We start from the raw sequence: 24,224 nt of genomic DNA, 5'->3' as shown, positions 1-24,224 counted from the left end.
AGGCGGTCATTGCCGCTGCGCCTTGATGATCAGCATCATCGGCATGCGCAGCGAGGTCTGCATGTCCGGCCGGTCGCGCAGAGCGGGAGCGGGCTGCGGTTCGACTAGCCGCTGCAAGGTAAACCCATGCGTGAGTAGGGTGTCCACAAACGTCGTCAGGGTGTGGTGATATTTGGTGACGGTGCGGTCCAGAAAATGGGCCTCGCGTTTGCCCTCATCAAAATAATGATCGACGGGCCATTTCCACGGCGCGCCGTTTTTGTCGTACAGCCAGTCCTGACTGCCTTCCGCGGTGAAAATGGGGTGCTCCACAGTGAACAAAAAGACACCGCCCGGCGCGAGCCACTGATGGACATGCGCCACCACCGCCCCAAAATCTTCCAGGTAATGCAGGGCCAGCGACGACAAAACAAGGTCAAAACTGCCGGCTGGGGCGGCAAGCGCTTGGATGGTGGCTTGCTGATAGGTGATGGCCGGCGCCGCATTTTTTTCGCGGGCTACCGCGAGCATCTTCTCCGAAGCGTCGACGCCCAGCACCGCCGCCGCGCCGTGATCGGCGACATAGCGGCACTGCCAACCGTACCCGCAGCCCAGGTCGAGGACGCGCTTGCCGGCCACGTCTGGTAATAATTTTTCAAAAGTCGGCCACTCGCCGGCTGCGCTGAGGCCCGCCTGGCTGCGCGGCATCGCCTGGTATTGGGCAAAAAAGTCTGGATCGTCATAGAGTGCGGTCACAATGAAGCCACCTTTCTTGATGAGGCCAGTGTACCAGAAACGCGTTGTCCCGGTTAAAATAACTTTAATTATACGACGCCAGCCAATCAGCAAGCCGCCCAGACCTTAGCGGCATATCTCACCGATCGCGCTGGCCAAATGGCACGCTATCAAGCGCAGGGGCAGATTCCAATCGATAAACAGGCGCTGCAAACGTCTGCGTTGACCACCGATCCCGTCGCCGCTGCCGTGGTTGCGCAGGCCCGTCGTTCGGTCTTGATGCCGAAGATGCCGCAAATGGCGCAGCTGTGGGACAACGCACCGGCGCTGATGATCGGCGCCTTTACTGGGACCATCAAACCGGCTGACTATTCGGCCAAACTTGCGGCTTTTCAGCAGGTGATCTCGCAACCTTGATCGCACCGCTCGAGCACCCCTGGATTTTTTTGTGGGCAAGCCCACTTTATTTGGCTATGACCGTCTGGCAGAAGCTAACTGTCGGACGGTTTTTATATTGAAAACGGTCTCGCCCTCGGATAGAGTGGTGACTGTATCGATCAATTGGGGGAAAACAGATTGAAAAATTTTTAACGGAGCGCTGCCTCTGCCTTGGCGACCCTACTGCTGAGACTGACGCTGGGGGCCGCGCGCAGGCCGCGTCGCTGGATGGTGATTATCACGGTTTATCGTAGTGGTGATCTGTTTCGCGGCCATCTGCAGATCAAGGGCACCACGGGGACGCTAGACCGCAAGAGCCACGGCAATGGGGGCAAGGCGACCTTCACGATCGATACTGCCAAGCAAACCACGCAATTTAAGGGCCACTTTCAGCTGGGATACAAAGCCCCCTGCGCTGACTGTGCAAAACAGCTCGACCAAACTGCAGCCCGCCTACGTCGATACCAAACAGGGCACTCTTTTTAAAAAACAGTCTCAACAACAAACCGATAAGTGAGGGAAACACGAATGAACGAAGACATGCATGATGGCAGCTTGTATCTGCCGCGCGAGGAGCTGCTGGCCGCGCAAAGCGCCTGCTTGGAAAAACAATATGATTATAATCACAGTCGGCCCAGTGAAGTCGCCAAGCGCGCACAATTGCTGCAGGAGATGTTTGCCGAGATCGGGCCGCATTGCTACATTGAGCCGCCGCTTCACGCCAACTGGGCGGGCCATTTTGCCCATTTTGGCGACCACATCTACGCGAATTTCAATTTGACGTTGGTCGACGACACGCACATTTATGTCGGCGACAACACGATGTTTGGCCCGAATGTCACGATCGCGACCGGCGCGCACCCCATTTTGCCTGCCCTGCGTCGCCGTGAGTATCAGTTTAATCAGGCGGTGCATATCGGTGAAAATTGTTGGTTTGGGAGCGGCGCAATCGTGCTCCCTGGCATCACGATCGGCAATAATGTCGTGGTTGGCGCCGGCAGTGTTGTCACCCATGATCTGCCGGACAATGTGGTGGCGGTCGGCAACCCAGCGCGGGTGTTGCGGCCGATCAACGACCATGATAAGGAAGTTTATTTTAAGGACCGCAAGATCGACTGGAATCAGATCGACTAAAAAGGTTGCGGCGATTCTTGGCTTACATAGAAAAAGACGCTGCGGCTTTTCTCAGCTTGCAACGTCTTTTTGCGTCCTGGCCTGTCAGTGGTGCTGATACGCGCCCCACAACCCATTCAAGGCATCGACCAGCATGATCGCCGCCATCAAGATCATCGCGGCCATATTGTGCATCGTCAGGACTAGCCCGATCAAGATCACGTTCGCGATGACGATCAGCCACGCCAGCGTTTTTGGCATTGTTCCCATTTGGACCCCTCCATTTCTGCTTTCAGAAAAAGTGTACCACTTTGGCCGCAGCCCGAATAAGGAATGCCTAAAAAATAATCTTCCGTCCCTGCATCAAGGTGGTAAACTAGAACTGGTACAAAGTAAAGGGAGGGCATTAGCATGAGCAAAGTCTACTCGGATTACTTTTTTGACGAACCGGCCTTCAACACCCACGATGGCGGGTATGTGCCGCTTGAGGTCGCAGCGGCGCCGGCGCGGCCGCTGGCGATTCCGCCGCTGTTGAAGCCGGACAAGGAAACGGCGACGGATCTGTATTACACAGTCACCGCGCAGGCCGGCGAGACTCAGATCTTGCCTGGGGCTAAGACGAAGACCTGGGGTTATAATGCCAGCGTGTTGGGCCAGACGATCGTTTTTCCAGTCGGCAAACATATCCATGTGCATCTGCAAAACCATCTCAAGGAACTGACCACCTTCCACTGGCACGGGTTGGCGGTCACGGGACCTTATGTGGATGGCGGGTGCCACGCGCCTGTTTATCCGGGGGAAAGTTCGGACATCGATTTCACCTTGGATCAACCAGCGGCGACCACGTGGCTACACGCCCATCCGTGTCCGAGCACGGCCGAGCAGGTCTGGCACGGCTTGGCCACGTTGGCGCTGGTCACTGACGACCATATCAACAGCCTGCCACTGCCGCATGACTATGGCGTCAACGACATTCCGCTGGTGCTTCAGGACCGCCGTTTCCACGAAAATAATCAGTGGGATTACCGCGCGGATTACGATCCGGATGGGGTGCAGGGGCCGACTGCGTTGATCAATGGCACGGTCAATCCGTATTTTGATGTCACAACGCAGAAATTGCGGCTACGCATTCTCGATGGGGCCAACCGGCGTGAATGGCGCCTGCATTTTTCCGATGACCTGCCATTCACGCAGATCTCCGGGGATTCAAGCTTGCTGGCGCATCCGGTGACCTTGACGCATCTGATGATGACCTGTGCCGAGCGGGCCGAGGTGATCGTCGATTTCAAGGACTACAAGGAAGGCGACACCGTCACCCTATTTTCCGATGACGTGCCGATTGTGTCGTTTCGCATTCACGCGTTTGCGCCGGATGACACGGCCTTGCCTGCGGACCTGCTGGATGTGCAGGCGCCGCTTCCGGATCCGGTGATGCCTGTGCGCAAGGTCGTGATGAGCGGCATGGACGAGGCGGTCGCGATCGACGGCAAGAAGTTCAACATGCAGCGCATCGACGCCACGCAGCAGTTGGGGCAGGCCCAGTATTGGGATGTGACAAACACCAACACGATGCACGGTGGCATGGTGCATCCGTTCCACGTGCATGGGACACAGTTCCTGGTGGTCAGCCGCAATGGCCACGCGCCGTATCCAAACGAGACTGGCTTCAAGGACACGGTCGGCGTCAATCCGGGCGAAACGGTCCGCCTGCTGGTGCGCTTTGATCTACCTGGTGTTTACATGTATCACTGCCACATCATTGAGCATGAAGACGGCGGGATGATGGCCCAGATTCAGGTCATCGATCCAGCCGAGCCGAACAAGACATACAAGCTGATGGACATGGACACGCTCGTCCACGCCTTTGCTGAGGAACGCGGAATCAAGCCCGAGGACCTCTGGATGGCGGGGATGGATTCCTATATGAAAATGGGCATGAAGATGTAAGTGACGTGGCAGGGAAAAAGCGGCTGAGGAGGCCGCTTTTTTGGTGGGCGGAAGCGGCGTGGCAAGGTGTGATCAAGCGGACGGCCCGCACTTTTTCGTTACGGTGAAAAAGTTATTTTAAATAAATATATCGACCGCTGACAAGACAGTCGCAGAAATGCCGGTGCGACGAGAAGTTTACGTGTTTTAATTGTTGACAAATAAAGTTGACAAAACCGTTTACAAGGGAGTATATTAATCGACAGTTGAAGAGGTATCTGGCGTGGCCACACAGATTGCTTTCCTCCGAGACGGCGTGCCCGGCGAGGGAGTCCACCCCCGTCGCAAACCTAGAGCAGCCGCTATGAAGGGCATCCGAGTCAGTGGTGTCATAAATTAGGCGAGAGGGCGTACCACCAGTACCACCGTTGTCCGGCAGCAAAAATTGCACCTTGATCAAGCTGCCACGTTGAAAATCTGATCCCGCTAAGCCCCGCGGCAAGGCGCCCTCAGTCTCCTAATCTAAAGTCTCCAATGCACACTGGCCATGGCTGAAAAGACACGTCGACCGGTGTGTTTGTCGTACATAGGGGCCGAATCTTTTTTTTCGATTCTGATTTTTTTAAAAATGGAAGGTCGTATATGGTGCTTACGATTTTCGCCAGTGGTTGGATACAAAAAAGGTGTGCAGGCAAATTCGTCTGCACATCTTTTTTGCGTGATCATGTGATCAACACCACCGTGGCATGGGGCTAATCGCGAACGACCAAGACGGAGCAAGGGGCGTATTTCGCCATGTAGGCCGCCTGGCTGCCAAAATGCTTGGCGATGCCAGTCTTGGCGGCCGCACCGATCACGAGCAGGTCCGGCGAAACGGCGGGGATGATCGTTTTGACGATCGTTTCGCCTGCATCGCCTTCACCGATCACCGCACGGACCGACTTGATGCCGGCTTTTTCGGCCAGCGCGACATACTCCTTCAAATGTTCTTCAAGTTCCTCGCGCTCGCCGTGGACATAATCCTTGGTGAGGGCTTCATACACATTCATTTCGCCGGATTCGAGAATCGTGGTGATGATGAGGCTCGCCTCGTCGACGCGGGCGCGGTGAATCGCGTAACGGAACGCAGCCAGTGCGTCCTGCGAGTCATCGACCCCGACGAGGATGGTCTTATAATCTTCTGCCATCTTACTTCTCCTCCTTATTTGCGCGACGACGCTGATCTTCCTCCAGCTCGGTTGCGCGTTGGTCAGCTAGGGACATGTTGAATTCCTTGTCGGCGCGGTACATATCGATGATCGTCCAGGCCAACAAGGCGATGATCAAAACGATTGCGATGTAAGCCACAATATGCGCTTGCGTCGCCAGTGACGGGGAAACGAAATCTGCAAAGGCATCCGGCAGGTTCAGCATGTTCAGGAAGGTCAGGCCGATGACTGAGATCCAGCCAAAAATCTTGACCCACAGCACATTTTTGAACCGGTCGCCCATTTCAGTCGCGTTGTCGGTCATCAGTAGCAGCGGCAACATGGAAAATGGTAAGGCGAAGGCCAGGAACACTTGTGAGTTATTCATCAAGGTGTTGAGGGCCTCGTGCTGCTGGACTTCTGATTGCCGGCTGGTCATGGCCACGCAGATCAGGACGGGGATCACGGAGATCAAGCGGGTGACGAGCCGCCGTGCCCACAGCGGCATCTTCATGTGAATGAACCCTTCCATGATGACTTGGCCGGTCAGGGTGCCGGTGATAGTGGAATTTTGGCCAGAGGCGAGCAGGGCGACCGCAAACAGCACGGACAGAACGCCGGACTTGGCGACGCTGATCAAGATGCCGTTGGACAGGGTCGAGGTGTCAGAAAGCGCCTGGAACAGTCCGAAGAACGATGGATCCTTGACGGCGCCTGTTTTGAAAACAGCAACGCCCATGATCAACAGCAGGGAGTTGACGAAAAACGCGCAGGTCAACTGAATGTTGGAGTCCCAAGCGGAAAAACGGACGGCCGTTGCGACATCTTCTTCGTCGTTGTGGTCGATCTTGCGCGTTTGGGAGATTGCGGAGTGCAAGTACAGGTTATGGGGCATGACCGTCGCCCCGATGATGCCCAACGCACCATTCAAGGGGGTCATGCCGCCAACTGATGGGCTCGTTGCGAATGTTTTTGCCGACGGGACCAAACCGTACAGGACGGCGGACCAATCTGGGCGTGACAGTGCGACTTGGTAAACGAAAACAAAAAGAATCACGAGAATCAGGCAGACCACGATTGCTTCGATCTTGCGGAACCCGATACGTGTCAAAAGCAATAATAGCAAGACGTCAAATACAGTGATGAAGACCGCGATGACCAGCGGAATGTGGAACAGGAGGTAAAGCGCGATGGCCGCGCCGATGACTTCCGCAATATCCGTTGCCATGATGGCGAGTTCTGTCATGATCCATAACACAATGCCGAGCGTTTTACTCGTCCTGGCGCGAATCGCCTGGGCGAGGTCCATTTGGGTAACGATGCCAAGTTTCGCCGCCATATATTGAAGTAACATGGCGATCAAACTTGACATTAAAATCACTGACATCAGGAGGTACTGGAAGTTTTGCCCACCGGTGATGCTGGTCGACCAGTTGCCTGGATCCATATAACCGACGGCAACCAAAGCCCCGGGACCTGAATAAGCAAATAAGGTGCGCCAAAACCCTTTGCCATGGGGAACTTCAACGGTGCCGTTGATCTCCTCCAGCGAGGGGCCGTTCGCGTACTCGATCAATTTGTGTCGAGGCGCCTGCTCCGTGCGTGGTGTTTCTTTCATTTTGTCCCTTCCTTTCTGAAACCACCACTCAGTATACGACCGATGTCTTGAATGTAAAGTAAAAGTTTAGGATTCCCTAAGACAATAATTGAAGTGACTGGTGCCTATTGTTCGGCAAAAACGCAAAATAAAAGCACACAACCAAATGACGGTTATGTGCTGGCTAACAAAATTTACCTGGGTGAAAAGGAATGTTTTCATAGAGTGGCTGAAGAGACTTGTGATAGGATATTTTGTTATTTTTATGGCAATAACAGAAACTTGCGACGGACCTGCTCGTTCGCGAGCTCACTCGCAAGAAGCCCTGTTGGCCTAGTTATGTTGGATTAGATTTTCTCTTGCGAATGCCAACATGGCCCATAATAACAGAAACTTGCGACGTACCTGCTCGTTCGCAAGCTCACTCGCAAGAAGCCCTGTTGGCCTAGTTATGTTGAATAAGATATTCTCTGGCGTATGCCAACATGGCTTCTTGCTGCCAATTCAGGAGGGGTGGGAGTTGGTCGAGGGGCCAATAGGCGAGGCCTTCTGTTTCGTCTGTCATGTGGTCTAGCAGGTGGCCGCCGATCGGTTCGCATAAAAAGAGCTGGGTGATGCATTGGGCCACGTCGCCGTTTGGGTAATGGACATCGCCTTCATCAAACAGGTGTAGTGGGCGAATAACGCGGACGTCCAAGCCGCTGTCTTCTTTCATCTCGCGGATGCAGGCTTTTGCGAAGGTCTCGCCATATTCGAGGTACCCACCTGGCAAACTCCAGTTGTGGGTGTCGGTGCGCAGGTTGAGCAGCACCTCGTTTTTGTCGTTCAAGATCAAGCCGGCGCTGGTGTTGAGAATGATCGGCATATGTCCGACCAAGCTGCGAATTTTTTTGATATAGCCGTATGTCATGAGGCCACCTCCTTGCTTGATTCTAGCCGCGCCAAGGGAAAAAAGCGAGTATCTATAATTTGACCACAGAATCCTTGAGTGCCTCACTGGCTTTTCCCACCCGAACCGGTACACTAAAGTTGAAGGATTCTGGCGGTATCTTGAGGAGGGCGTGTCATGGCAGAAAAGCAACGTGGTGGCAACTCGCCGCTTGAGCAAGTCGGCCGCAGTCTCGGTGGTCTTGGGGCAGGGCCGACGCAGCGAAGCGACCTTGCGAAGGCGAGACTCGAATCGGACAGAAAGCAGACGACAGTACCGACCGATTTTCACCTGCCGGAGATGAAGCCGCCAAAAAAACAGTGGAAATACCGGCGGCCGGTGTGGGTGATCGGCGTCGTGCTGGTATTGGTCGTTGCGGCGGCTGTGGCTTGGCATAATCTGACTGTTTCGCCGATGGTCGGCTTGACGGACCCGAAGCAGTATTGGTTTGAATACACCCAGTCTGCGCTGACGCAGCCATCCTCCAAATTCGAGGCGGAAAATGTCCTGCCGCTGTTTGACAACGCGCACCCGAGCAAGCGCACCAAAGCCGCCGCGGCCAGTGTGCGGTTCAACAAGGACCACACTGGCGTCCGCGTCGGCACGGATGGCACGCAGCCCTTCACCTGGACCTATGCGCCAAACAAGCTCATGGTCAAGTTCAAGGGCCAACCGGCGGTACATTGGGGCTTGGCCAAAGTGAGCAACAATTTAGAGAAACAGAAGTATTCGGGATTTTCCGTCAGCGTGGATGGCGGCGGCACAGCATTTTACCTGTTGCACAAGCGCTGAGCGAGCGCATTTCCCGGGAAATAGAAATGAGATGAGTCGATGGCAGAAGATGAAAATGAGCGCCGCGATGCGCAGCGCCAGCAGCCGACTGGGATGCAGCGGCTGGGCAAGGCGGTTGGCAACATGTCGACCGGCCTGCATGATGGCAAACAGGCGGCGCCGCAAGAGGAAGATAAACCCAATATTTATATCCCAAACACGATGGATATCGAGCGGCCCCAGATCGCGCCACCCAAGACGCCATGGAAGTACCGGAAATTGGCGATCAGGCTGGGCATCGTAGCCGTTTTGTTGCTGGCATTTGGCGGGTTCTGGCTCTATGTCCGGCGCTCGCCGATGAAGCCGTTGACGAATTCTGCATACACTTGGTATCAATATGCAGGGTCGGCGCTGCCGGAAGGGAATCAAAGCAACATGACGACCCAGCCGGATCGCCCGCCGCTACCGAAGCCGCTAGCACAAGTGGTTTTTAAAGCAGATCACACCGGTTCGCTTCAGAATCGAAAGACTGGCGATAAGCAGACCTTCACCTGGACCTATTCCGCGAATAATTTACGGGTGAACCTCGCCAAGGCGGGGCCAGAGCGCTGGACGCTGGCCTGGGTCACGACCAACGCGGGCAACCACAAGTACAAGGGCTTTCGGGTCGTCTTGCCAAGCGGGAAGAAGTTCTATATTTTGCGCCGCGCCTGACCAGGTCATTCGGTCCCGGCGGTCGCATTTAGCCGCGATTCGTCTTAGAAAACGTATTCATCGGTCAAAATACTTCCAATTACGCCGATTTTCTGTCATGATGTTTTCTGTCAAGACACCTCGGCTGCAGCTGAGGAATACAGGAGGCGTTTGTTCATGAAAAAAAGTTGGTTTCTCAAGGCAGCTGGGGTGGCGGCCATGGCATTGCTGCTGGTCGGCTGCGGCAAAAGCGCAACGACCACAAACACAAAGAAGGCGGCAGAGCCGGTCAAGATCACGTATTGGCACCGGATGACGGGCTCGTACAAGACCGCACTGGATCACTTGATCAAGCAGTTCAACGATTCCCAGAAGCAATACAAGGTGGTCGGTGTTTCTCAGGGCAGCTATGATGCGCTTCAGCAAAAGATCATGGCGGCGGCGAAGTCCAAGACCCTGCCAACGCTGTCCCAGACGCCGTACACGAACATCGGCGATTATGTTAAAAATGATTTTCTGATTCCGTTTGACGACCAGATGCTGAACGGCGATAACAAGTTATCGGCGGCACAGCTGGCTGACATTTACCCGAGCTTCCTCGAAAGTGGCAAGTACCAGGGCAAATATTACGGGCTACCATTTTCCGTTTCCACCAGCATCCTTTTTTACAATAAGGACCTGATGACCAAGTACAATGTGCAGTTGCCGAAGACTTGGGATGATGTCGCAACGGCGGGCAAGATCCTCAAGCCGCAGAAGCTGACGGCGATGGCCCTCGATAATTCATACGACGTGACGCTGGAAAGCATGGCGCAACAAGCCGGCCATCAGCTGATCACCAAGGATCTGAAGGCCAACCTCAATGCGCCGACAACGCTAGCGGCGGTCAACAAACTGCTGACGCTGCGTAAGGACGGGTATCTGCAAACAGCCGGCCAGGATTGGTATTTCGATGTGGCCTTGATCAATAAGAAGGCGGTCTTTGGGGTCGGCTCGTCTGCCTCCATTCCAGACATGGCCCAACACGCACCGAAGGACATGAACTGGGGCACCGCCACGATTCCCAGCTATAACGGCAACACTGGCACGCCGCTGAACGGCAATGACAACGTGATGTTCAAGGGCGCGACCAAGACCCAACAAGCCGGCGCCTGGGCGTTCAACAAGTTCTTGCTGAAGGCCGAAAGCACCGCGTACTGGGCGGAAAAAACGGGCTACGTGCCGGTCACCAAGAGTGGCACTGACTCGCAGTCCTACCAGGATTATCTCAAGCAGAACCCAGCCTACCAAGCAGCGGTCGATGCGGTTCCGGCCAGCTTTGGCTCGACCATTTTTGCCGGCTACAATGATTACCGCAATCAGCTGATGAGTACTGTCGACCTCACGCTGACCAAGAACAAGGATGGCAAAACGGCCTTCGATGAGCTCCAAGCGAAAACGGAGCCGATTCTGAAAGCAGCGAAGTAACACGACTCGAATCAAAGACCCGGCCTGCACCGGTCGCTTCTCAGAAATGGGAAGTGACCGGGCGGACCGGGTCTTTTTTTGGTTAAGGCTGTGGGGTAGGCGAGGGGTCGAAGAGCGAAGCGACACGCACGCGCATCGCCACACCCTAAAGTTAGCTGGCCACCCCTAAACACTCGGCTTCATACCCTATGCTTTCAGCACGTCATCGATTGCTTTCAACTCGTCCTCTGTGAAGTCGAGGTGATCGAGCACTTTGAGGTTATCTTCCAACTGGGAAACTTTGGACGCGCCAATCAGAACGGTCATGACGGCGGGCTGCTGAAGATCCCAGGCCAGCGCCATTTCTGCGAGGCTCTGGCCGCGCTGCTGGGCAATCGCGTTGAGCTGGTGAATCTTTGGCAGATGCGCCTTGACCTCCTTTTGCATCCAATCGCCTTCGCGCACCGCGCGTGAGTCGTCTGGAATACCATTGAGGTAGCGGTCGGTCAGTTGCCCCTGCGCCAGCGGCGAGAAGACGATCGCCCCTGTGCCTTCTTTTTCAAGGAGGTCAAACAGGCCCGAGGTCGCCGGCTCCTGATGGAACATGTTGTACGCATCCTGGTGAATGATATACGGGGTCTTGAGCTCGCGGAAGATCTTGGTGATTGCCGCGGTCTCTTCGACGCCGTAGTTGGAAATGCCGATGTACAGCGCCTTTCCTTGGCGAACGAGGTGATCGAGGGCCTCTGCGGTTTCCTCAAGCGGGGTGTTCGGATCATAACGATGGGAATAAAAGATATCGAAATAATCTAGGCCTGTGCGGCGCAGGCTCTGGTCGGCGCTGGCGATGATGTATTTGCGCGAGCCGTATTCGCCGTAAGGGCCTGGCCACATGTAGAAGCCGGCCTTGCTGGACAAAACAAGCTCGTCGCGATACGGCTTGAAGTCTTCCTTATAAAGCTGGCCAAAATTCGACTCAGCGCTGCCGGCAGATGGGCCGTAGTTGTTAGCCATGTCAAAATGCGTGATGCCATGGTCAAAGGCATAGCGGAGCAAGGCGCGTTGATTGCTCAAGGCGTCGATGTCGCCAAAGTTGTGCCAGAGGCCAAGCGCAAGTGGGGCAACGCGCAAGCCGGAGCGGCCGACATGGTTGTAAGGCAATTGTTCATAGCGATCACTCGCTGCAAGATATTGAGTCATATGATTATCCTTCCTATGTAAAAGTTGATCAGGTTTCCATCTAACTAGTTTACGCAACTTTGTCCGGCTTAGGCCGCCTCTTTTGCCTGGGGTCAAAATAAAATTGGTATATCCGTTTAGACAAGTGGTAAAAGCGGCCGGTTCGCCTTGCAATTTGAAGTCAGTCCGCTATCCTGTTAGAGGTTGAGAGCGCTATCACATTTGGTGCCAGGTCAGCACCATCGGAGGGGTATCTTGCTTAAAATATTGGCAGTGGGAAACAGTTTTTCAAACAACACGACGCATTATCTTTACCCGTTAGCCCAAGCTGCGGGAGTTGCGTTGAAGGTGGTGAATCTCTTTGTTGGCGGCTGTCCGCTTGAGCGGCACTGGCATAATATTCAGGCGAATAATGCTGAATACCGTTATGAGCTAAATGGTGACGACAGGGATGACGCGCACCTTGTCAGCATCGATCAGATCTTGCCTGAAGAGCGATGGGACCATATCTTTTCCCAGCAGGCGAGTGGCGACTCGGGACTACTGGATACTTACCAGCCTTATGCGGGATTGGTCTATGCCCATCTGCGGCAGGCACAACCACAAGCGCATTTTTGGATGCAGGAGACTTGGGCCTACGATCGCGCCAGTGACCACCGTGATTTTGCCTTTTATCACCGCGACCAAGATGAGATGTTTGCGCAGCTGGAGGCGGCTTACACCCAAGTCAGCCGGCAAGTCGGCGCGACGCTGTTGCCAACGGGGACGTTGATACAAAAAATGCGGGCACTGCCGTTTTTTGCGACCCACCCGCTCAACGTTGAGGATGGCTATCATCTGAATGATTATGGAAAATACGGGGCGGCGCTGCTTTGGCTTCAGGCGTTGGCCGGCGTGCCGGCCGACCAGGTACCGATGCCGGATGTCGCGGCGCTGCGCCAGCTGGATCCAGACGTTTGCAAGCAGATCGCGCAGGTCGTTGCTGCGCTGGAGGAATAAGACATGAACCATCATTTTACGATCACTGGCTTTGCCGATGAGATCGGCCCAAGTTTGACCGAACAGATCGCGGTGCTCCAGGCAAATGGCATCCGTCACATCGAGATTCGCGGCATCGATGGCGTGAATGTGGCTGTTTTTTCCGATGACCAGGCGCACGCCTATCACGAAACGCTCACCGCGGCCGGCATCCAGGTGTCCAGCCTGGGCTCGCCGATCGGAAAAATCACGATCACCGATGACTTTGCGCCACATCTGGCCAAATTCAAGCACGTCCTGCACCTGGCTGCGCTATTTGAGGCGCCATATGTGCGGCTGTTCAGTTTTTACGCCCCGGCCGGCGAACGCATCGCCTCCTATCAGGCGGAGGTGATCACGCGCTGGCAACAATTTGCGGCCGCCGCGAAAGCCTATCCGCAGATCACCCTGCTGCACGAGAACGAAAAAGAGATCTTCGGCGAGACACCGGAAGCGGAGCTGGCCCTCTTTGACGCGCTGGCGGATGACCAGGTCCAGACCGCGTTTGATCCAGCCAATTTTGTCCAAGGTGGCGTCACCGTTTTTCCCCATGCTTATGACTTGCTGAAGAACCGCATCGCCTACGTCCACATCAAGGACGCAATCGCCTCAGATGGCCATGTGGTGCCGGCTGGTTTTGGCGATGGTCAGGTGAAAAAGGTGCTCGCCGCACTGGCCGCTGCGGATTATCACGGCTTCTTATCGCTAGAGCCTCATCTGGCCGAATTTGGCGGCTTTGCCGGCTTGGAACAAACGCGGGTGTCGCTGCCGCCTGCTGCGCAAGGCGATGGTGCGCAGGCTTTTTCCACGGCTGCCGCGGCGCTGCGTAAACTATTGCAGGAACTTGACGAAGCGTGGCAATGAGCCACGGGAGGTTAGATCAATGACACAAGTACGCTTTGGCATCATCGGCATCGGTAACATGGGCTCGGCGCATGCCACGTCGATCACCGGCGGGCAGGTGCCCGAATTGCAACTGGTCGCGGTGGCGGATCGGCGGGCCAGTCGCCGGCAGTGGGCGGCCGAGACGCTGCCGGCTGATGTCACGGTTTTTTCAGAAGGGAAGGAGTTGATCGCAAGCGGGCTGGTGGATGCGGTGCTGATCGCGGTGCCACATTATCAGCACCCCGAACTCGCCGAAGATGCCTTTGCTCATGGCCTGCACGTCCTGTCGGAAAAGCCGGCTGGGGTCTATACCAAGCAGGTGCGCGAGGAAAATGCGGCGGCGGCCAAAAGCGGGCTGACGTTTGCCATGATGTTCAATCAGCGCACCAATAGTGTGTACCGCAAAATGCATGACATTGTGCAAGGCGGCGAATTTGGGGCGATCATGCGCGTCAACTGGATCATCACGGACTGGTTCCGCACGCAGGCCTATTATGACTCCGGCGATTGGCGTGGGACCTGGAATGGCGAAGGTGGCGGGGTGCTTCTCAATCAGTGTCCCCATCAATTGGACTTGTTGCAGTGGATCTGCGGCATGCCAAGCGAAATTCAAGCCTTTGCCCAAAATGGCCACTGGCATGATATTGAAGTTGAAGATGACGTGACCGCTTATCTGAAATATCCAAATGGCGCGACCGGCGTTTTTGTGACGTCTACCGGGGATTATCCCGGCACCAACCGCTTCGAGGTGACGATGGAACGAGGCAAGATCGTCTGTGATGGCGGGCGTCTGACGCTTTTTCGCTTGGATGAAAATATCCGTGACGTTTGCCAACACAGTGAGCAGGCCTTTGCCCGACCGGTCGTGCACGCGGAGCTGGTCGAGACCGATGGCAGTAATCCTCAGCACGTCGGCATCCTGCGCAATTTCGGCCAGCACCTACTGACAGGCGCGCCGCTGATCGCCCGCGGGGAAGAAGGCATCAATGGCTTGACGGTGTCGAACATGATTCACCTCTCCTCTTGGCTGGGTCGACCGGTGACGGCGCCAATCGACGAGGACCTGTTTTTGGCTGAATTGAATGAGCGGCGCGCGGCCTCTCACGCAAAAAAGGCCGGAAGCGACGTTGCAATCGATCTGACGGATACGTATTAACGCAGCGCTGGGCAAAAGATGTCGCATCACCGCCAAAATGATACCAGTCGCTTGCCCACCCTTTCACCTTGGCCTGCAGACGCGTATGCTACAGAGGACGGCCTTGTGCCGTGATCTTGCGGAAAGTAGGCTTTCTTTCAATGAATCAGACTTCGATCAAATTACCCCTGCCAGAGCTGCTCGGCTATTTTGCCTTGTCGCTGGTTATCAATGCGCTTGGCAATGGCATCACAGTTGCGCTGAACCTCGGCTCGGCTTTGTGGACCGCCTCGGCGGTGAACATCAGCCACATTTTGCCGATCGATCTGGGCACCGTGATGATGGGACTGGGCGGCCTGACGATCATCGCCAATGCGCTGTTGCTTCGCAAATGGGAGTGGCGGCGGGTGCTCGGCAATTTGATCTTCATGTTGCCATTTTCCTATTTGGTCGGTGGGTTTTCGGCCTTAGTCGCCCGCCTGCCTTGGGGGAGCTTGCCGCTGTGGGGACGCATTTTGTTCGACCTGCTTGGTATTTGCCTGATTGCGATCGGTATTTCCTTATACCAGCGGGTGAATCTGATGCTGCATCCCAGCGACGATCTGATGCAGATCATCCGCTTCCACTTTTTCAAAGGCAGTGCGGTGCGCGCACAGTTGGTTGCGTTTATGCCGCCGCTGGTGCTGATCTTGATTTGCGTGGTGATCTCGCATCATATTTATGCAGTCAATATCGGGACGATCTTCTCGCTGGCGTTTTCCGGCAGCGTGGTTGGCTGGGCGGATACGCATATTTTTCCACGACTGAAGCACCAGCGAATCTGAGTGCACAGGAAGCCGGGGAAAACAACAACAGGGCGCCGAGATATCGAAATCTGGGCGCCCTGTTTGTGTTTTCACCCGCGGTCGCGGTAGGCGCGCGGGGTGCAGTGATAGGTCTCGCGAAAATGCTGGTCAAACGCGCGCATGCTGGTGAAGCCCGAGGCAAACGCGATCGTTTCGATGGCGCTACCGCTTGTCTTCAATTGCTGGGCGGCGCGCGCCAGCCGCAACTGGGTCAGATATTGCTGAAATGTCAGACCCATTTCCCGGGAAATAAACGTCTCAAACGAATGAAATTCAGAATCGCGGTGTAAACTGCCCTTTAGGACACTTTGCTAAATCAATATTATATAATGTGCTGATGGAATGTGCCACAAACGTGCCACCCCACGAAAAAAGAGAAGCGTGTTGGCTTCTTTTTTTTTACTAGCAAAACGTTATACTGAGTTCGGGCTTCTTGTAACTCCGATTTTAACTTGATGTCAATGGCAATTTAAAAATGTAGGTTTGCTACATTTTACGATTGCCATTTACACTTGAAGTGCAAAAGCTGATAGACTAGGCCAAAATGGCCATGATAACCTTGCTTATAAGCACCTTATGCATATAAGAAAGGAGTCATCATGACCCACTCTCAGATTAGCACGACAGGACAACATCAATAACTCAGTTTAGACGAACGGGGGGAAGCTTTAAGCACTCCATCAAGCTGCTTTTGTCATCGTTCAAACCGCCGAGCAGATTTATCGCAACAAGTTTACGGTTAGCCGTGAACTCAGGCGTGGCAATACCGAACAGATCCGTGGTGCTGGCAGACACTACCGGCGTTACTTTGCCGAAATCGGTGTTGCCGTATACGAGAAGAACAGTGCTTCGTGTTGCCCAAGCACACACTTAGAGCAGTGCTCAGAATTCTACGCAGAGCTTATGGTGGTGCTCAGAGTGTCTCCTCGAATCCGCAGCGTTGATAGCTTTGTGCACAGATATAAGCGGGTACATCCAGAACTGCCATGCCGGTTTAGCGCGACATCGACAAGAGCCTCTTAGAGGTGCTTAACGGTGATCTACCGATGAAGCCACCCATCATTTTCCAAAATTAGGATGGAGCCAAACCTTTTCGGATGCTTTGCGGCATTTTTGTATACGCTATCCGTAACATGGCTACTCTTTGTGAATTAAATTTCGTGGCAAACAAGCTTCCAGTTCTTTATCCTTTGCGAATGTCTATAGTTTTGATTTTTTTAAGCAGGTCCTTAAATTGTTAGATGGCCGTAAGCGTGTTTGGTTTGCAGCTTTCAATCGATGCCGTTTAAGTCGTGGGTGCTGTTGCGCCTTTTGGACTTATACTGAATAACCAGTTTTTCAGTCGAACACATGGAGCGTCTGTTTTTAGGTTACGTTTGAACGCATTGTTATACAAGTGGAATAAGCGGTGGAAGCCTGGTATATTTAAAGTGTGTAACCGTAGTCAAAACCACATCAGGTTAGTAATATAAATTAACATATGGTTAGACGCGGAAACTCGAATTTCAAGAAAGTGGGGTGTTCACATTATCATGTATAAATTGAGGGGTAGAAACTCAATCATGGAAAGAGGTAAAAAACATGGATAAAAGGAAAATTGGACAGCAAATATATGCTTTAGTTTTAGTGCTTCTGCTGTTCTTACAATCCTCGGCACAAGTTGTAGGGGCGGTGACGGATAGCTCTGGCGGTACTAATGATTCCAAGACTGTTCAACTTTTAAAGGCTACCCAAGAAACGCCTGGATCGCGAACAATTGGGCTGAAACTTTCACTAAACAACTCAACGGATGAAATTGTTCAAGAGCAAGTTTCAGTATCCTTATCAGGTGATCAGAAACTGAAAGAGACGAGCAACTCTAATATTCTCGATGCCAGTCAAAAAGTTGTTGGAAAATATACCTATTCGGCCAACAAATTACAGTTAGAGGTTTTAGGTAATGTTTCTGGAACAGCAACGATCCAACTAGGCCTCACAGATACTTCATCCTTAGAAGGATCTATCAATTTCTCAACGGATGGTCAAAACGTTACTGCAAAACTGTCTGATACTACTTCAACAGCAAAAGCTTATATGCCTTCAGCCAATGTTAGCAGCAAGGATGCTTCTAGTGTTGCTTCGAAGAGCCAAATCGTAAAGACAGTATCTGAGAGTGCTGAGGGCAATGATATCTCACAATATTTGCCAGATGCCTCCAAAGGAACAATCATTACCGGAGCAAATATTGAATTCACAGATAGCAAAGGTAATACTGTTGATCCTACACAAGTGACAAAAGATACCAATCTTAATTTTCAATATACGTGGGCAATTCCGGATGAGCTGAAAGACGGATACCAAATTAAAGATGGTGACTATTTCTCATTTAAGTTACCTGAAGGAATTACCTATAAACCAGGTACGGGAACTCTCGGTGACTATGGAACTTATAGCATAGCTGCTGATGGCACAGTTAAGTTCACCTTTAACAGTGATGTTGAAAACGTGAACCACATTGAAGGGACATTTAGTTATACTTCTACCATCAGCAGTGACTCATCGTCTGGCAAAGAAGGCATTGTCATTGACACGACTACTGGACCGGTAACGATACCAATCGTTGTTCAGCCATCAGGTGGTAACGACATCGCAAAGACTGGTCAACTAACTGGCGCTAACACATCTGGAAATAATCCAACCGGGATTACGTGGAACGTCACAATTAATACCAATGGTCAAGAGCTAAAGAATGCAACAATTTCTGACCCAATGCCAAGTGATACTACTAACACTGTGCCAACCACGCTGAAATCGGTTAGTGTATATCCCTTGACAGTTGATCTGAATGGGAATGTGACTAAAACTGGCGATCCTCTTAAAGAAGGTACAGATTACAAGGTTGAAAATGGAAAAATCACGTTTATTGGTGCATATGCAGATACCTATCAGGCTTTTAAGGTTGAATACACTAGCGATATTGATTCGAGTAAATTGCCAGATAATGGTGGAAAATTAACCTTTACGAACAACGCTACCTTAACTAACGGTGATAAGAACTATCCAGCTAGTGCGACAGTCAACGCTAACTACGGAAAACTTTTAAACAAGAGTTTTGACGGTCAAGATAATAATGGTAGTCAAAAGTATAATTGGCATATTGACTACAATTATGGCGAAAAGACACTTCCTGCTAATACTAAATTGGTGGATACGTTATCACCGGGTCAAACATTCCCTGAGAACAATAAGATTTCATTAGTTGATGAGGCTGGTGGCCCTATTAGTCCCGATCAGTATAAAGTGACTTACAACACTGATAGAACGGAAATGACTATTACTTTCCCCAATGGGCTGAACAAGGGAGTCAAAATTTCGTATCAGTCACAAGTAACAGACCCAATTGGTGATAAAGGCCAAGAGATTAGTAACTCGGTAACTAGCAACGGCAAAACCTCGAATTCTGGAGATCATTCAGTCGGACAGCAGGGACTAACTAAGTCACTCGGTAGCGTTGACTACAACGCTAAGACTGTTTCGTGGAACTTTGATATCAATATGGCTCGGCAAGATATGAGCAATTGGTCAATGACCGATCCAGTCCCGAATGGGCTGACCGTAGACTATGATTCCTTTGTTTTAAAGGATAAAGATCATAATACAACTCTCAGTGAAGGAACGGACTATGTGATTAGCAAGCAGGGAAACGGGTTTACCATATCCTTTGCTAATGCTTTAAAGGAACATGCCACAAGTTGGTATACACTAAGTTATAAAACTGCCTTTGAAACGAATAGCCTTCCAGATGGGGGCAAGTGGACTAACACTGCGACGGCAACTTGGACTGACAAAGACGGTCACGATCATACAAACAAGGGACAGGCAGACTTCACTCCTAAGACTGAGTTTAAAAATGATGGCAGCAAGTCAGGAAGTTACAACGCCGTTTCGAAGCAAATTACTTGGACCGTGGTTACTAACTATAATCAACGTAAACTTAGCAATGCCTCCATTACTGATCCAATTATTGGTGACCAAGACTATGTAGCAGATAGCGCCAAGTTGTATGAAGCTTCTATTAACACAAATGGCTCATATGTTTTGGGGACACAAGTTGCTTCCGCTAATATTTCCTTTGACAGTACTAAGAAACAGCTTACTGCTAAATTACCAAATGATAGTTCTAAAGCTTATGTATTGATTTACCAGACTAGTCTCTCTGGTAAGGTCATTGATCAAAAGTCATATGACAATACAGCAACCTATACAAATAACGAAAAATCTAGTGATTTGACGGCTAAGGTGACAGTGCCAAACAGTGGTAATGTTCTGGATAAGAGTGGTAAACAAGATCCAACGAACTCTGCTTATGCGTTGTGGACAATATGGGTCAATAAAGCACAATCAACTTTCAGCGATGCAGTTGTTACCGATGAGCCTTCTGACAATCAGATTATTGATCAGAGTTCTATTGTGATCTATCCAGGAAAGGTAGCTTCTAATGGTAACTTTACCGAAGATACGAGTAATCCATTAGTACTTGGTAAGGATTACTCTGTGGATTTGCAGACTGATAATGCAACTGGTAAGCAAACGATGAAGATTTCCTTTACAAATGAAATCAGCTCGGCTTACTCGATACACTATCGCTCACTGATCAATTCGTCAAAGATTAATGATACGCTGACAAATACAGCTTCAATATCAGGAAAAGGCGAAAAAGATGTTGATAACAATACCAGTGGATCGACGGCAGTAGTAAACAATAGCGGGTCAGCAACTGGTAAGAACACCAATCTTGTTCTCACTAAGAGTGATGCAGATACCAAAAAGTCAATTGCTGGAGCTTCTTTTGAACTTTGGTCGGATGTTTCCGGACAAAAAGGGCAGAAGCTTCGTACAGGGACGACGGATGCTGCAGGCAGTATCACATGGAGTAATCTTAAATCTGGAAAATATATTTTAGTTGAAACAAAGGCCCCAGATGGCTATGTGATTTCTACCAGTTTGGCAAATGGAAAAGAAATCAATCTTCAGTATAATGAAGCAAATGCTGATAATAATATCTTGGTTTCTGCCACTAATCAAAAAGGCAAGGTCACGATTGAGAAGTCTGATGCTGATAACTCAAGTCCTTTAGCTGGAGCAATATTTGATCTTTATAAGAAAGACGGGACTAAGGTTGCTTCGAATCTTAAGACGGGATTAGATGGCACTGTAAGTTATACCGGTCTTAATGCTGGAGACTATTATATTGTCGAAACAAAGGCTCCTGATGGATATAAGCTAGATGATACTCAGCATGCCTTTACAATTAATGGCGATAGTATTCAATTAAAAGTTCCAGTCACAAATGATAAAGCATTAGGGAGCGTTCTTCTAACAAAGACAGATGGTGATACTGGTAAAGTTCTTTCCGGTGCCGTGTTCGATCTGTATAGGAAGGACGGCACAAAGCTTGCTAGTGGTTTGACGACAGATGCTAAAGGTCAAATCAAGGTCAATAACTTGAAGCCAGGCGACTACTATTTTGTCGAAACAGCAGCACCAGCTGGTTATGAATTAAATGACAGTAAGCTGAACTTCACGGTTGAGTTACAAACAACAACCAAGGTTGCGACCGTTTCCGCAACCAATGCTGAGAAGACAGGTTCGGTCGTCTTGAACAAGACAGACGGCGATACTGGTAAAACTCTTGCTGGTGCAGTATTCAATCTGTACAAGAAAGATGGCACTAAGATTGCCAGTGGTTTGACGACAGATGCTAAAGGTCAGATCCAAGTCAATGATTTGAAGCCAGGCGACTACTACTTTGTCGAAACAGCAGCGCCAGCTGGCTATGAATTGAATGACAGTAAGCTGAACTTCACCGTTGAATTACAAACAACGACTAAGGTTGCGACCGTTTCCGCAACAAATGCTCAGAAGACTGGTTCCGTTGTCTTGAACAAGACGGATAGTGATACTGGTAAAACACTTGCCGGTGCGGTATTCGAACTGTATAAGAAGGACGGCACTAAGGTTGCCAGTGGTTTAACCACAGACGCTAAGGGTCAAATCAAGGTTAATGACTTGAAGCCAGGTGACTACTACTTTGTTGAAACAGCAGCGCCAGCTGGCTATGAATTGAATGACGGTAAATTGAACTTTACGGTTGAATTCCAGGCAACGACCAAGGTTGCGACCGTCTCCGCAACAAATGCCGAAAAGACCGGTTCCGTTGTTCTGAATAAGACGGACGGTGATACAGGTAAAGCCCTGGCGGGCGCCGTGTTCAATCTGTATAAGAAGGACGGGACGAAGGTTGCCAGTGGCTTGACCACCAATGCCAAGGGTCAGATTAAAGTTGATGACCTGAAGCCAGGCGACTACTACTTTGTTGAAACTGCTGCCCCTGCTGGTTATGAATTGAATGATGGTAAGCTTTCATTTACTATCGACCTACAAGTTAGTGGCAAACAGTCTGTAGTTACGGCTAAGAATTTTAAGAAGAGTTCATCACAAAGTAACAACGATAAGCACAAAGGCGACCAAAACATGCCTGCTACAGGAGATGGCAATAGTTTAGTAACGACACTGATGGGAGTGGCTTTGTTGCTCAGTATGTTCACCTACAGTCTTTTCAATCTTTACAGACGAGAACGCCAGTAGAGATAGAAAATAAGGGCCTCTGGTGCTGAAGGATTGTTTTAGTGAAGTAAAAGAACTGCGACTCAAATTTTTAGAGCGTCAGTAAACCGCTAACAATTAGTAATCACCTAATATTCGACCATACGAAGGAACCCCACAAACTTGTTTTTTGAGATTGTGGCTCTTCGTCAAGTAGAGTTGATAATTTTTTTATGAAGCACTTGGGCCTTAACTGGTCTAGGTGCTTTTCTTATGCCCTTTCATTCGTAAGCACCCAATAACTGACCGCATATGAATCCCGCTCGTAAGGTAGGCACCTAGTAATCGACCGCTGAAATAGGCCCGCAATCTCGTCTTTTGAGATTGCGGGCCTTCGTATGAAGGCGGCGAAGCGAATTGCCCAACTCGGCGATCTTTTTTACCCCATTCGGTGCTAAAATTGACACCACTCGGCGAAAGAATTGACCAAGAATTTCAAAAGTGGCATCGCTGAGCGTTTTCAGCGATGCCACTTTCAGTTTTACGGGAGCTTGTCTCCTCGGCACTTACCCAGGTATTTCACGATGACTTCTTTTCCATATTCGAAAAGCTCGTCATCCGTCAATTTATCGTTATTTTCCCAGATAATGTCCACCAGTGCGTCGCCAAGCACGTTTTCCCAGTCTTCCATTGCGTCTGTATGTGCATAGAACAGCGCCAATCGTTGTTCCAGTTCTACTGAAATCATGCAAATTCGCCTCCGATTCCATACCGCTCGCGCATCGATTTGTCGCCTTGGATAAGGAGCTTGTAAGAATCGTGGACGATTCGGTCAAGGATCGCATCCGCAATCTGTGGATTTCCCAGCTTACTATGCCAGCCTTCCGGCGCGAATTGAGTACAAAAGATTGTTGAACCACGCTGACTTCGATATTCGATCAACTCAAGAATAGTCTGAGCTTGTTCATCGTTGATCGGCGTCAAAAGCCACTCATCGATGATCAAGAGTTCAACTTTCTTGTACCGTTCAATAATCTTATGAAAGTCACCGTTTGCCTCATGCTTCGCTACAATCAAATCATCAATCAGTTCGGGAAGACGCACATATTTTACTTTATGAAACTGATGGCAAGCCTCAATCCCCAAAGCTGTCGCCAACCATGTTTTCCCGTTACCTGAAGCACCCATTAAGATGACGTTATGGTGCTCTTGAATATACGTGCCAGTCGCAAGGCGTTGAATCAAGTTCCGATCCAACTTACGATCCGGCAAGTAATTGATATCAGCTATACATGGCTCATTCGTCCGAAAATTTGCACTCTTGATCAGTCGATTCAGCCTATTTGACTGAAGGCTTGCGTAAGCCGCATCAACGAGTAACTTGAACCGATCATCAAAGTTCATTGATCGATATTCTGGGTTGCTTTCCTGTGCTTCCAAGGCATTTGCCATAGAGGTAAGCTTCATCTGCCGTAACTTCCGTTGAGTTTCGTCATTTACCATTAGTCATTTCCTCCAAAGTATGCTGCACCACGAGTAAAACCGTAGTCGGGTTCGTTAATCGTCTTTGGTGCTGGAATCTTTTGACTTTTCATAACCCGTTCAACTACGGACACCGTCGGTGCGGTCGCAATTTTCATCACGGTCGTACACGCGGCTTCGATTTCAATAGCTGCGTATTTTCTAGCTAGTGGATACTGAATATTTGTAAGTGCCTTGTTTTCATGGGAACCGTTCCGTTACTGTCGTATAATGAATGCAGAGG

The 24,224-nt window shown here is 51.0% G+C and carries 22 protein-coding genes; 12 read left to right on the top strand and 10 right to left on the bottom strand.

Annotation, left to right across the window (positions count from 1 at the left end; genetic code table 11):
* Window positions 1–6: 6 nt before the first annotated feature.
* Window positions 7–735 carry a class I SAM-dependent methyltransferase gene (locus tag EKM95_RS08875; RefSeq protein ID WP_164510154.1) on the bottom strand — a complete coding sequence of 243 codons (729 nt, stop codon included), beginning with the start codon at window positions 733–735 and terminating at the stop codon, window positions 7–9.
* A gap of 138 nt (window positions 736–873) precedes the next feature.
* On the opposite strand from EKM95_RS08875, the gene EKM95_RS08870 reads away from it, so the two are divergent.
* The 3 genes from EKM95_RS08870 (at window position 874) to EKM95_RS08860 (ending at window position 2,286) form a co-directional block, all read left to right on the top strand.
* Window positions 874–1,131 (top strand): type 2 periplasmic-binding domain-containing protein, encoded by a 258-nt coding sequence (locus tag EKM95_RS08870; RefSeq protein WP_125697608.1) that lies wholly within the window; start codon window positions 874–876, stop codon window positions 1,129–1,131.
* A 249-nt stretch (window positions 1,132–1,380) separates the two neighbouring features.
* Window positions 1,381–1,638 (top strand): hypothetical protein, encoded by a 258-nt coding sequence (locus tag EKM95_RS08865; protein WP_125697606.1) that lies wholly within the window; start codon window positions 1,381–1,383, stop codon window positions 1,636–1,638.
* Between the two features lie 42 nt (window positions 1,639–1,680).
* On the top strand, window positions 1,681–2,286 hold the full coding sequence (locus EKM95_RS08860) for a sugar O-acetyltransferase (protein ID WP_125697604.1): 606 nt from the start codon (window positions 1,681–1,683) through the stop codon (window positions 2,284–2,286).
* An 84-nt stretch (window positions 2,287–2,370) separates the two neighbouring features.
* Here the strand turns inward: EKM95_RS08860 and EKM95_RS11690 are convergent, their stop codons facing one another.
* Window positions 2,371–2,535, bottom strand: coding sequence for a hypothetical protein (locus EKM95_RS11690; RefSeq protein ID WP_164510153.1), 165 nt, complete (start codon window positions 2,533–2,535; stop codon window positions 2,371–2,373).
* 141 nt (window positions 2,536–2,676) lie between these two features.
* Between EKM95_RS11690 and EKM95_RS08855 the strand changes: the two genes are divergently transcribed.
* Complete coding sequence (locus EKM95_RS08855; RefSeq protein WP_125697602.1) at window positions 2,677–4,212, top strand: multicopper oxidase family protein; 1,536 nt, start codon at window positions 2,677–2,679, stop codon at window positions 4,210–4,212.
* Between the two features lie 731 nt (window positions 4,213–4,943).
* Here EKM95_RS08855 and EKM95_RS08850 read toward each other — a convergent pair.
* The 3 genes from EKM95_RS08850 to EKM95_RS08840 form a co-directional block, all read right to left on the bottom strand.
* Window positions 4,944–5,378 (bottom strand): universal stress protein, encoded by a 435-nt coding sequence (locus tag EKM95_RS08850; protein ID WP_125697600.1) that lies wholly within the window; start codon window positions 5,376–5,378, stop codon window positions 4,944–4,946.
* 1 nt (window position 5,379) lies between these two features.
* The gene (locus tag EKM95_RS08845) at window positions 5,380–6,996 is read right to left on the bottom strand and encodes an Nramp family divalent metal transporter (RefSeq protein ID WP_125697598.1); all 1,617 of its coding nucleotides are present in this window, start codon (window positions 6,994–6,996) and stop codon (window positions 5,380–5,382) included.
* Window positions 6,997–7,420: 424 nt separating this feature from the next.
* The gene (locus EKM95_RS08840; RefSeq protein WP_125697596.1) at window positions 7,421–7,885 is read right to left on the bottom strand and encodes an NUDIX hydrolase; all 465 of its coding nucleotides are present in this window, start codon (window positions 7,883–7,885) and stop codon (window positions 7,421–7,423) included.
* Window positions 7,886–8,041: 156 nt separating this feature from the next.
* Between EKM95_RS08840 and EKM95_RS08835 the strand changes: the two genes are divergently transcribed.
* From EKM95_RS08835 to EKM95_RS08825, 3 genes are all read left to right on the top strand, one after another.
* On the top strand, window positions 8,042–8,695 hold the full coding sequence (locus EKM95_RS08835; RefSeq protein WP_125697594.1) for a hypothetical protein: 654 nt from the start codon (window positions 8,042–8,044) through the stop codon (window positions 8,693–8,695).
* Window positions 8,696–8,734: 39 nt separating this feature from the next.
* Window positions 8,735–9,388 carry a hypothetical protein gene (locus tag EKM95_RS08830; protein ID WP_125697592.1) on the top strand — a complete coding sequence of 218 codons (654 nt, stop codon included), beginning with the start codon at window positions 8,735–8,737 and terminating at the stop codon, window positions 9,386–9,388.
* 156 nt (window positions 9,389–9,544) lie between these two features.
* Window positions 9,545–10,834 carry an ABC transporter substrate-binding protein gene (locus tag EKM95_RS08825; RefSeq protein WP_125697590.1) on the top strand — a complete coding sequence of 430 codons (1,290 nt, stop codon included), beginning with the start codon at window positions 9,545–9,547 and terminating at the stop codon, window positions 10,832–10,834.
* A 186-nt stretch (window positions 10,835–11,020) separates the two neighbouring features.
* Here the strand turns inward: EKM95_RS08825 and EKM95_RS08820 are convergent, their stop codons facing one another.
* Complete coding sequence (locus tag EKM95_RS08820) at window positions 11,021–12,013, bottom strand: aldo/keto reductase (RefSeq protein ID WP_125697588.1); 993 nt, start codon at window positions 12,011–12,013, stop codon at window positions 11,021–11,023.
* Between the two features lie 234 nt (window positions 12,014–12,247).
* Here EKM95_RS08820 and EKM95_RS08815 point away from each other — a divergent pair, with 234 nt between their 5' ends.
* The 4 genes from EKM95_RS08815 (at window position 12,248) to EKM95_RS08800 (ending at window position 15,853) form a co-directional block, all read left to right on the top strand.
* Window positions 12,248–12,991: a DUF4886 domain-containing protein gene (locus EKM95_RS08815; RefSeq protein WP_164510152.1), complete on the top strand. Its 744-nt coding sequence runs from the start codon at window positions 12,248–12,250 to the stop codon at window positions 12,989–12,991.
* Window positions 12,992–12,994: 3 nt separating this feature from the next.
* Entirely contained in the window at window positions 12,995–13,873 is an 879-nt protein-coding gene (locus EKM95_RS08810) for a sugar phosphate isomerase/epimerase family protein (protein ID WP_125697584.1), read from the top strand.
* Between the two features lie 19 nt (window positions 13,874–13,892).
* Window positions 13,893–15,050 (top strand): Gfo/Idh/MocA family protein, encoded by a 1,158-nt coding sequence (locus EKM95_RS08805; RefSeq protein WP_125697582.1) that lies wholly within the window; start codon window positions 13,893–13,895, stop codon window positions 15,048–15,050.
* Between the two features lie 140 nt (window positions 15,051–15,190).
* On the top strand, window positions 15,191–15,853 hold the full coding sequence (locus EKM95_RS08800) for a YczE/YyaS/YitT family protein (protein WP_125697580.1): 663 nt from the start codon (window positions 15,191–15,193) through the stop codon (window positions 15,851–15,853).
* Window positions 15,854–15,924: 71 nt separating this feature from the next.
* On the opposite strand, the gene EKM95_RS08795 is transcribed toward EKM95_RS08800, so the two are convergent.
* Window positions 15,925–16,125 (bottom strand): helix-turn-helix domain-containing protein, encoded by a 201-nt coding sequence (locus EKM95_RS08795; protein ID WP_225423268.1) that lies wholly within the window; start codon window positions 16,123–16,125, stop codon window positions 15,925–15,927.
* Window positions 16,126–17,455: 1,330 nt separating this feature from the next.
* Here EKM95_RS08795 and EKM95_RS08790 point away from each other — a divergent pair.
* Window positions 17,456–22,501 carry a SpaA isopeptide-forming pilin-related protein gene (locus EKM95_RS08790; protein ID WP_164510151.1) on the top strand — a complete coding sequence of 1,682 codons (5,046 nt, stop codon included), beginning with the start codon at window positions 17,456–17,458 and terminating at the stop codon, window positions 22,499–22,501.
* A 296-nt stretch (window positions 22,502–22,797) separates the two neighbouring features.
* On the opposite strand, the gene EKM95_RS11855 is transcribed toward EKM95_RS08790, so the two are convergent.
* From EKM95_RS11855 to istB, 3 genes are read right to left on the bottom strand one after another with little or no spacing between them, the layout of a single operon-like run.
* Window positions 22,798–22,992, bottom strand: coding sequence for a hypothetical protein (locus EKM95_RS11855; protein ID WP_225423266.1), 195 nt, complete (start codon window positions 22,990–22,992; stop codon window positions 22,798–22,800).
* 8 nt (window positions 22,993–23,000) lie between these two features.
* Window positions 23,001–23,207 carry a hypothetical protein gene (locus EKM95_RS08785; RefSeq protein ID WP_003663192.1) on the bottom strand — a complete coding sequence of 69 codons (207 nt, stop codon included), beginning with the start codon at window positions 23,205–23,207 and terminating at the stop codon, window positions 23,001–23,003.
* On the bottom strand, window positions 23,204–23,962 hold the full coding sequence (gene istB / locus EKM95_RS08780) for an IS21-like element helper ATPase IstB (protein WP_125697576.1): 759 nt from the start codon (window positions 23,960–23,962) through the stop codon (window positions 23,204–23,206). Before istB ends, EKM95_RS08785 begins: the two co-directional genes overlap by 4 nt.
* Between the last annotated feature and the right edge of the window lie 262 nt (window positions 23,963–24,224).

This window comes from Lacticaseibacillus yichunensis (assembly GCF_003946405.1).
GTDB lineage: Bacteria > Bacillota > Bacilli > Lactobacillales > Lactobacillaceae > Lacticaseibacillus > Lacticaseibacillus yichunensis.
Note: the sequence above shows the minus strand (reverse complement) of the source record. Positions and strands in the feature narration are given on the sequence as shown.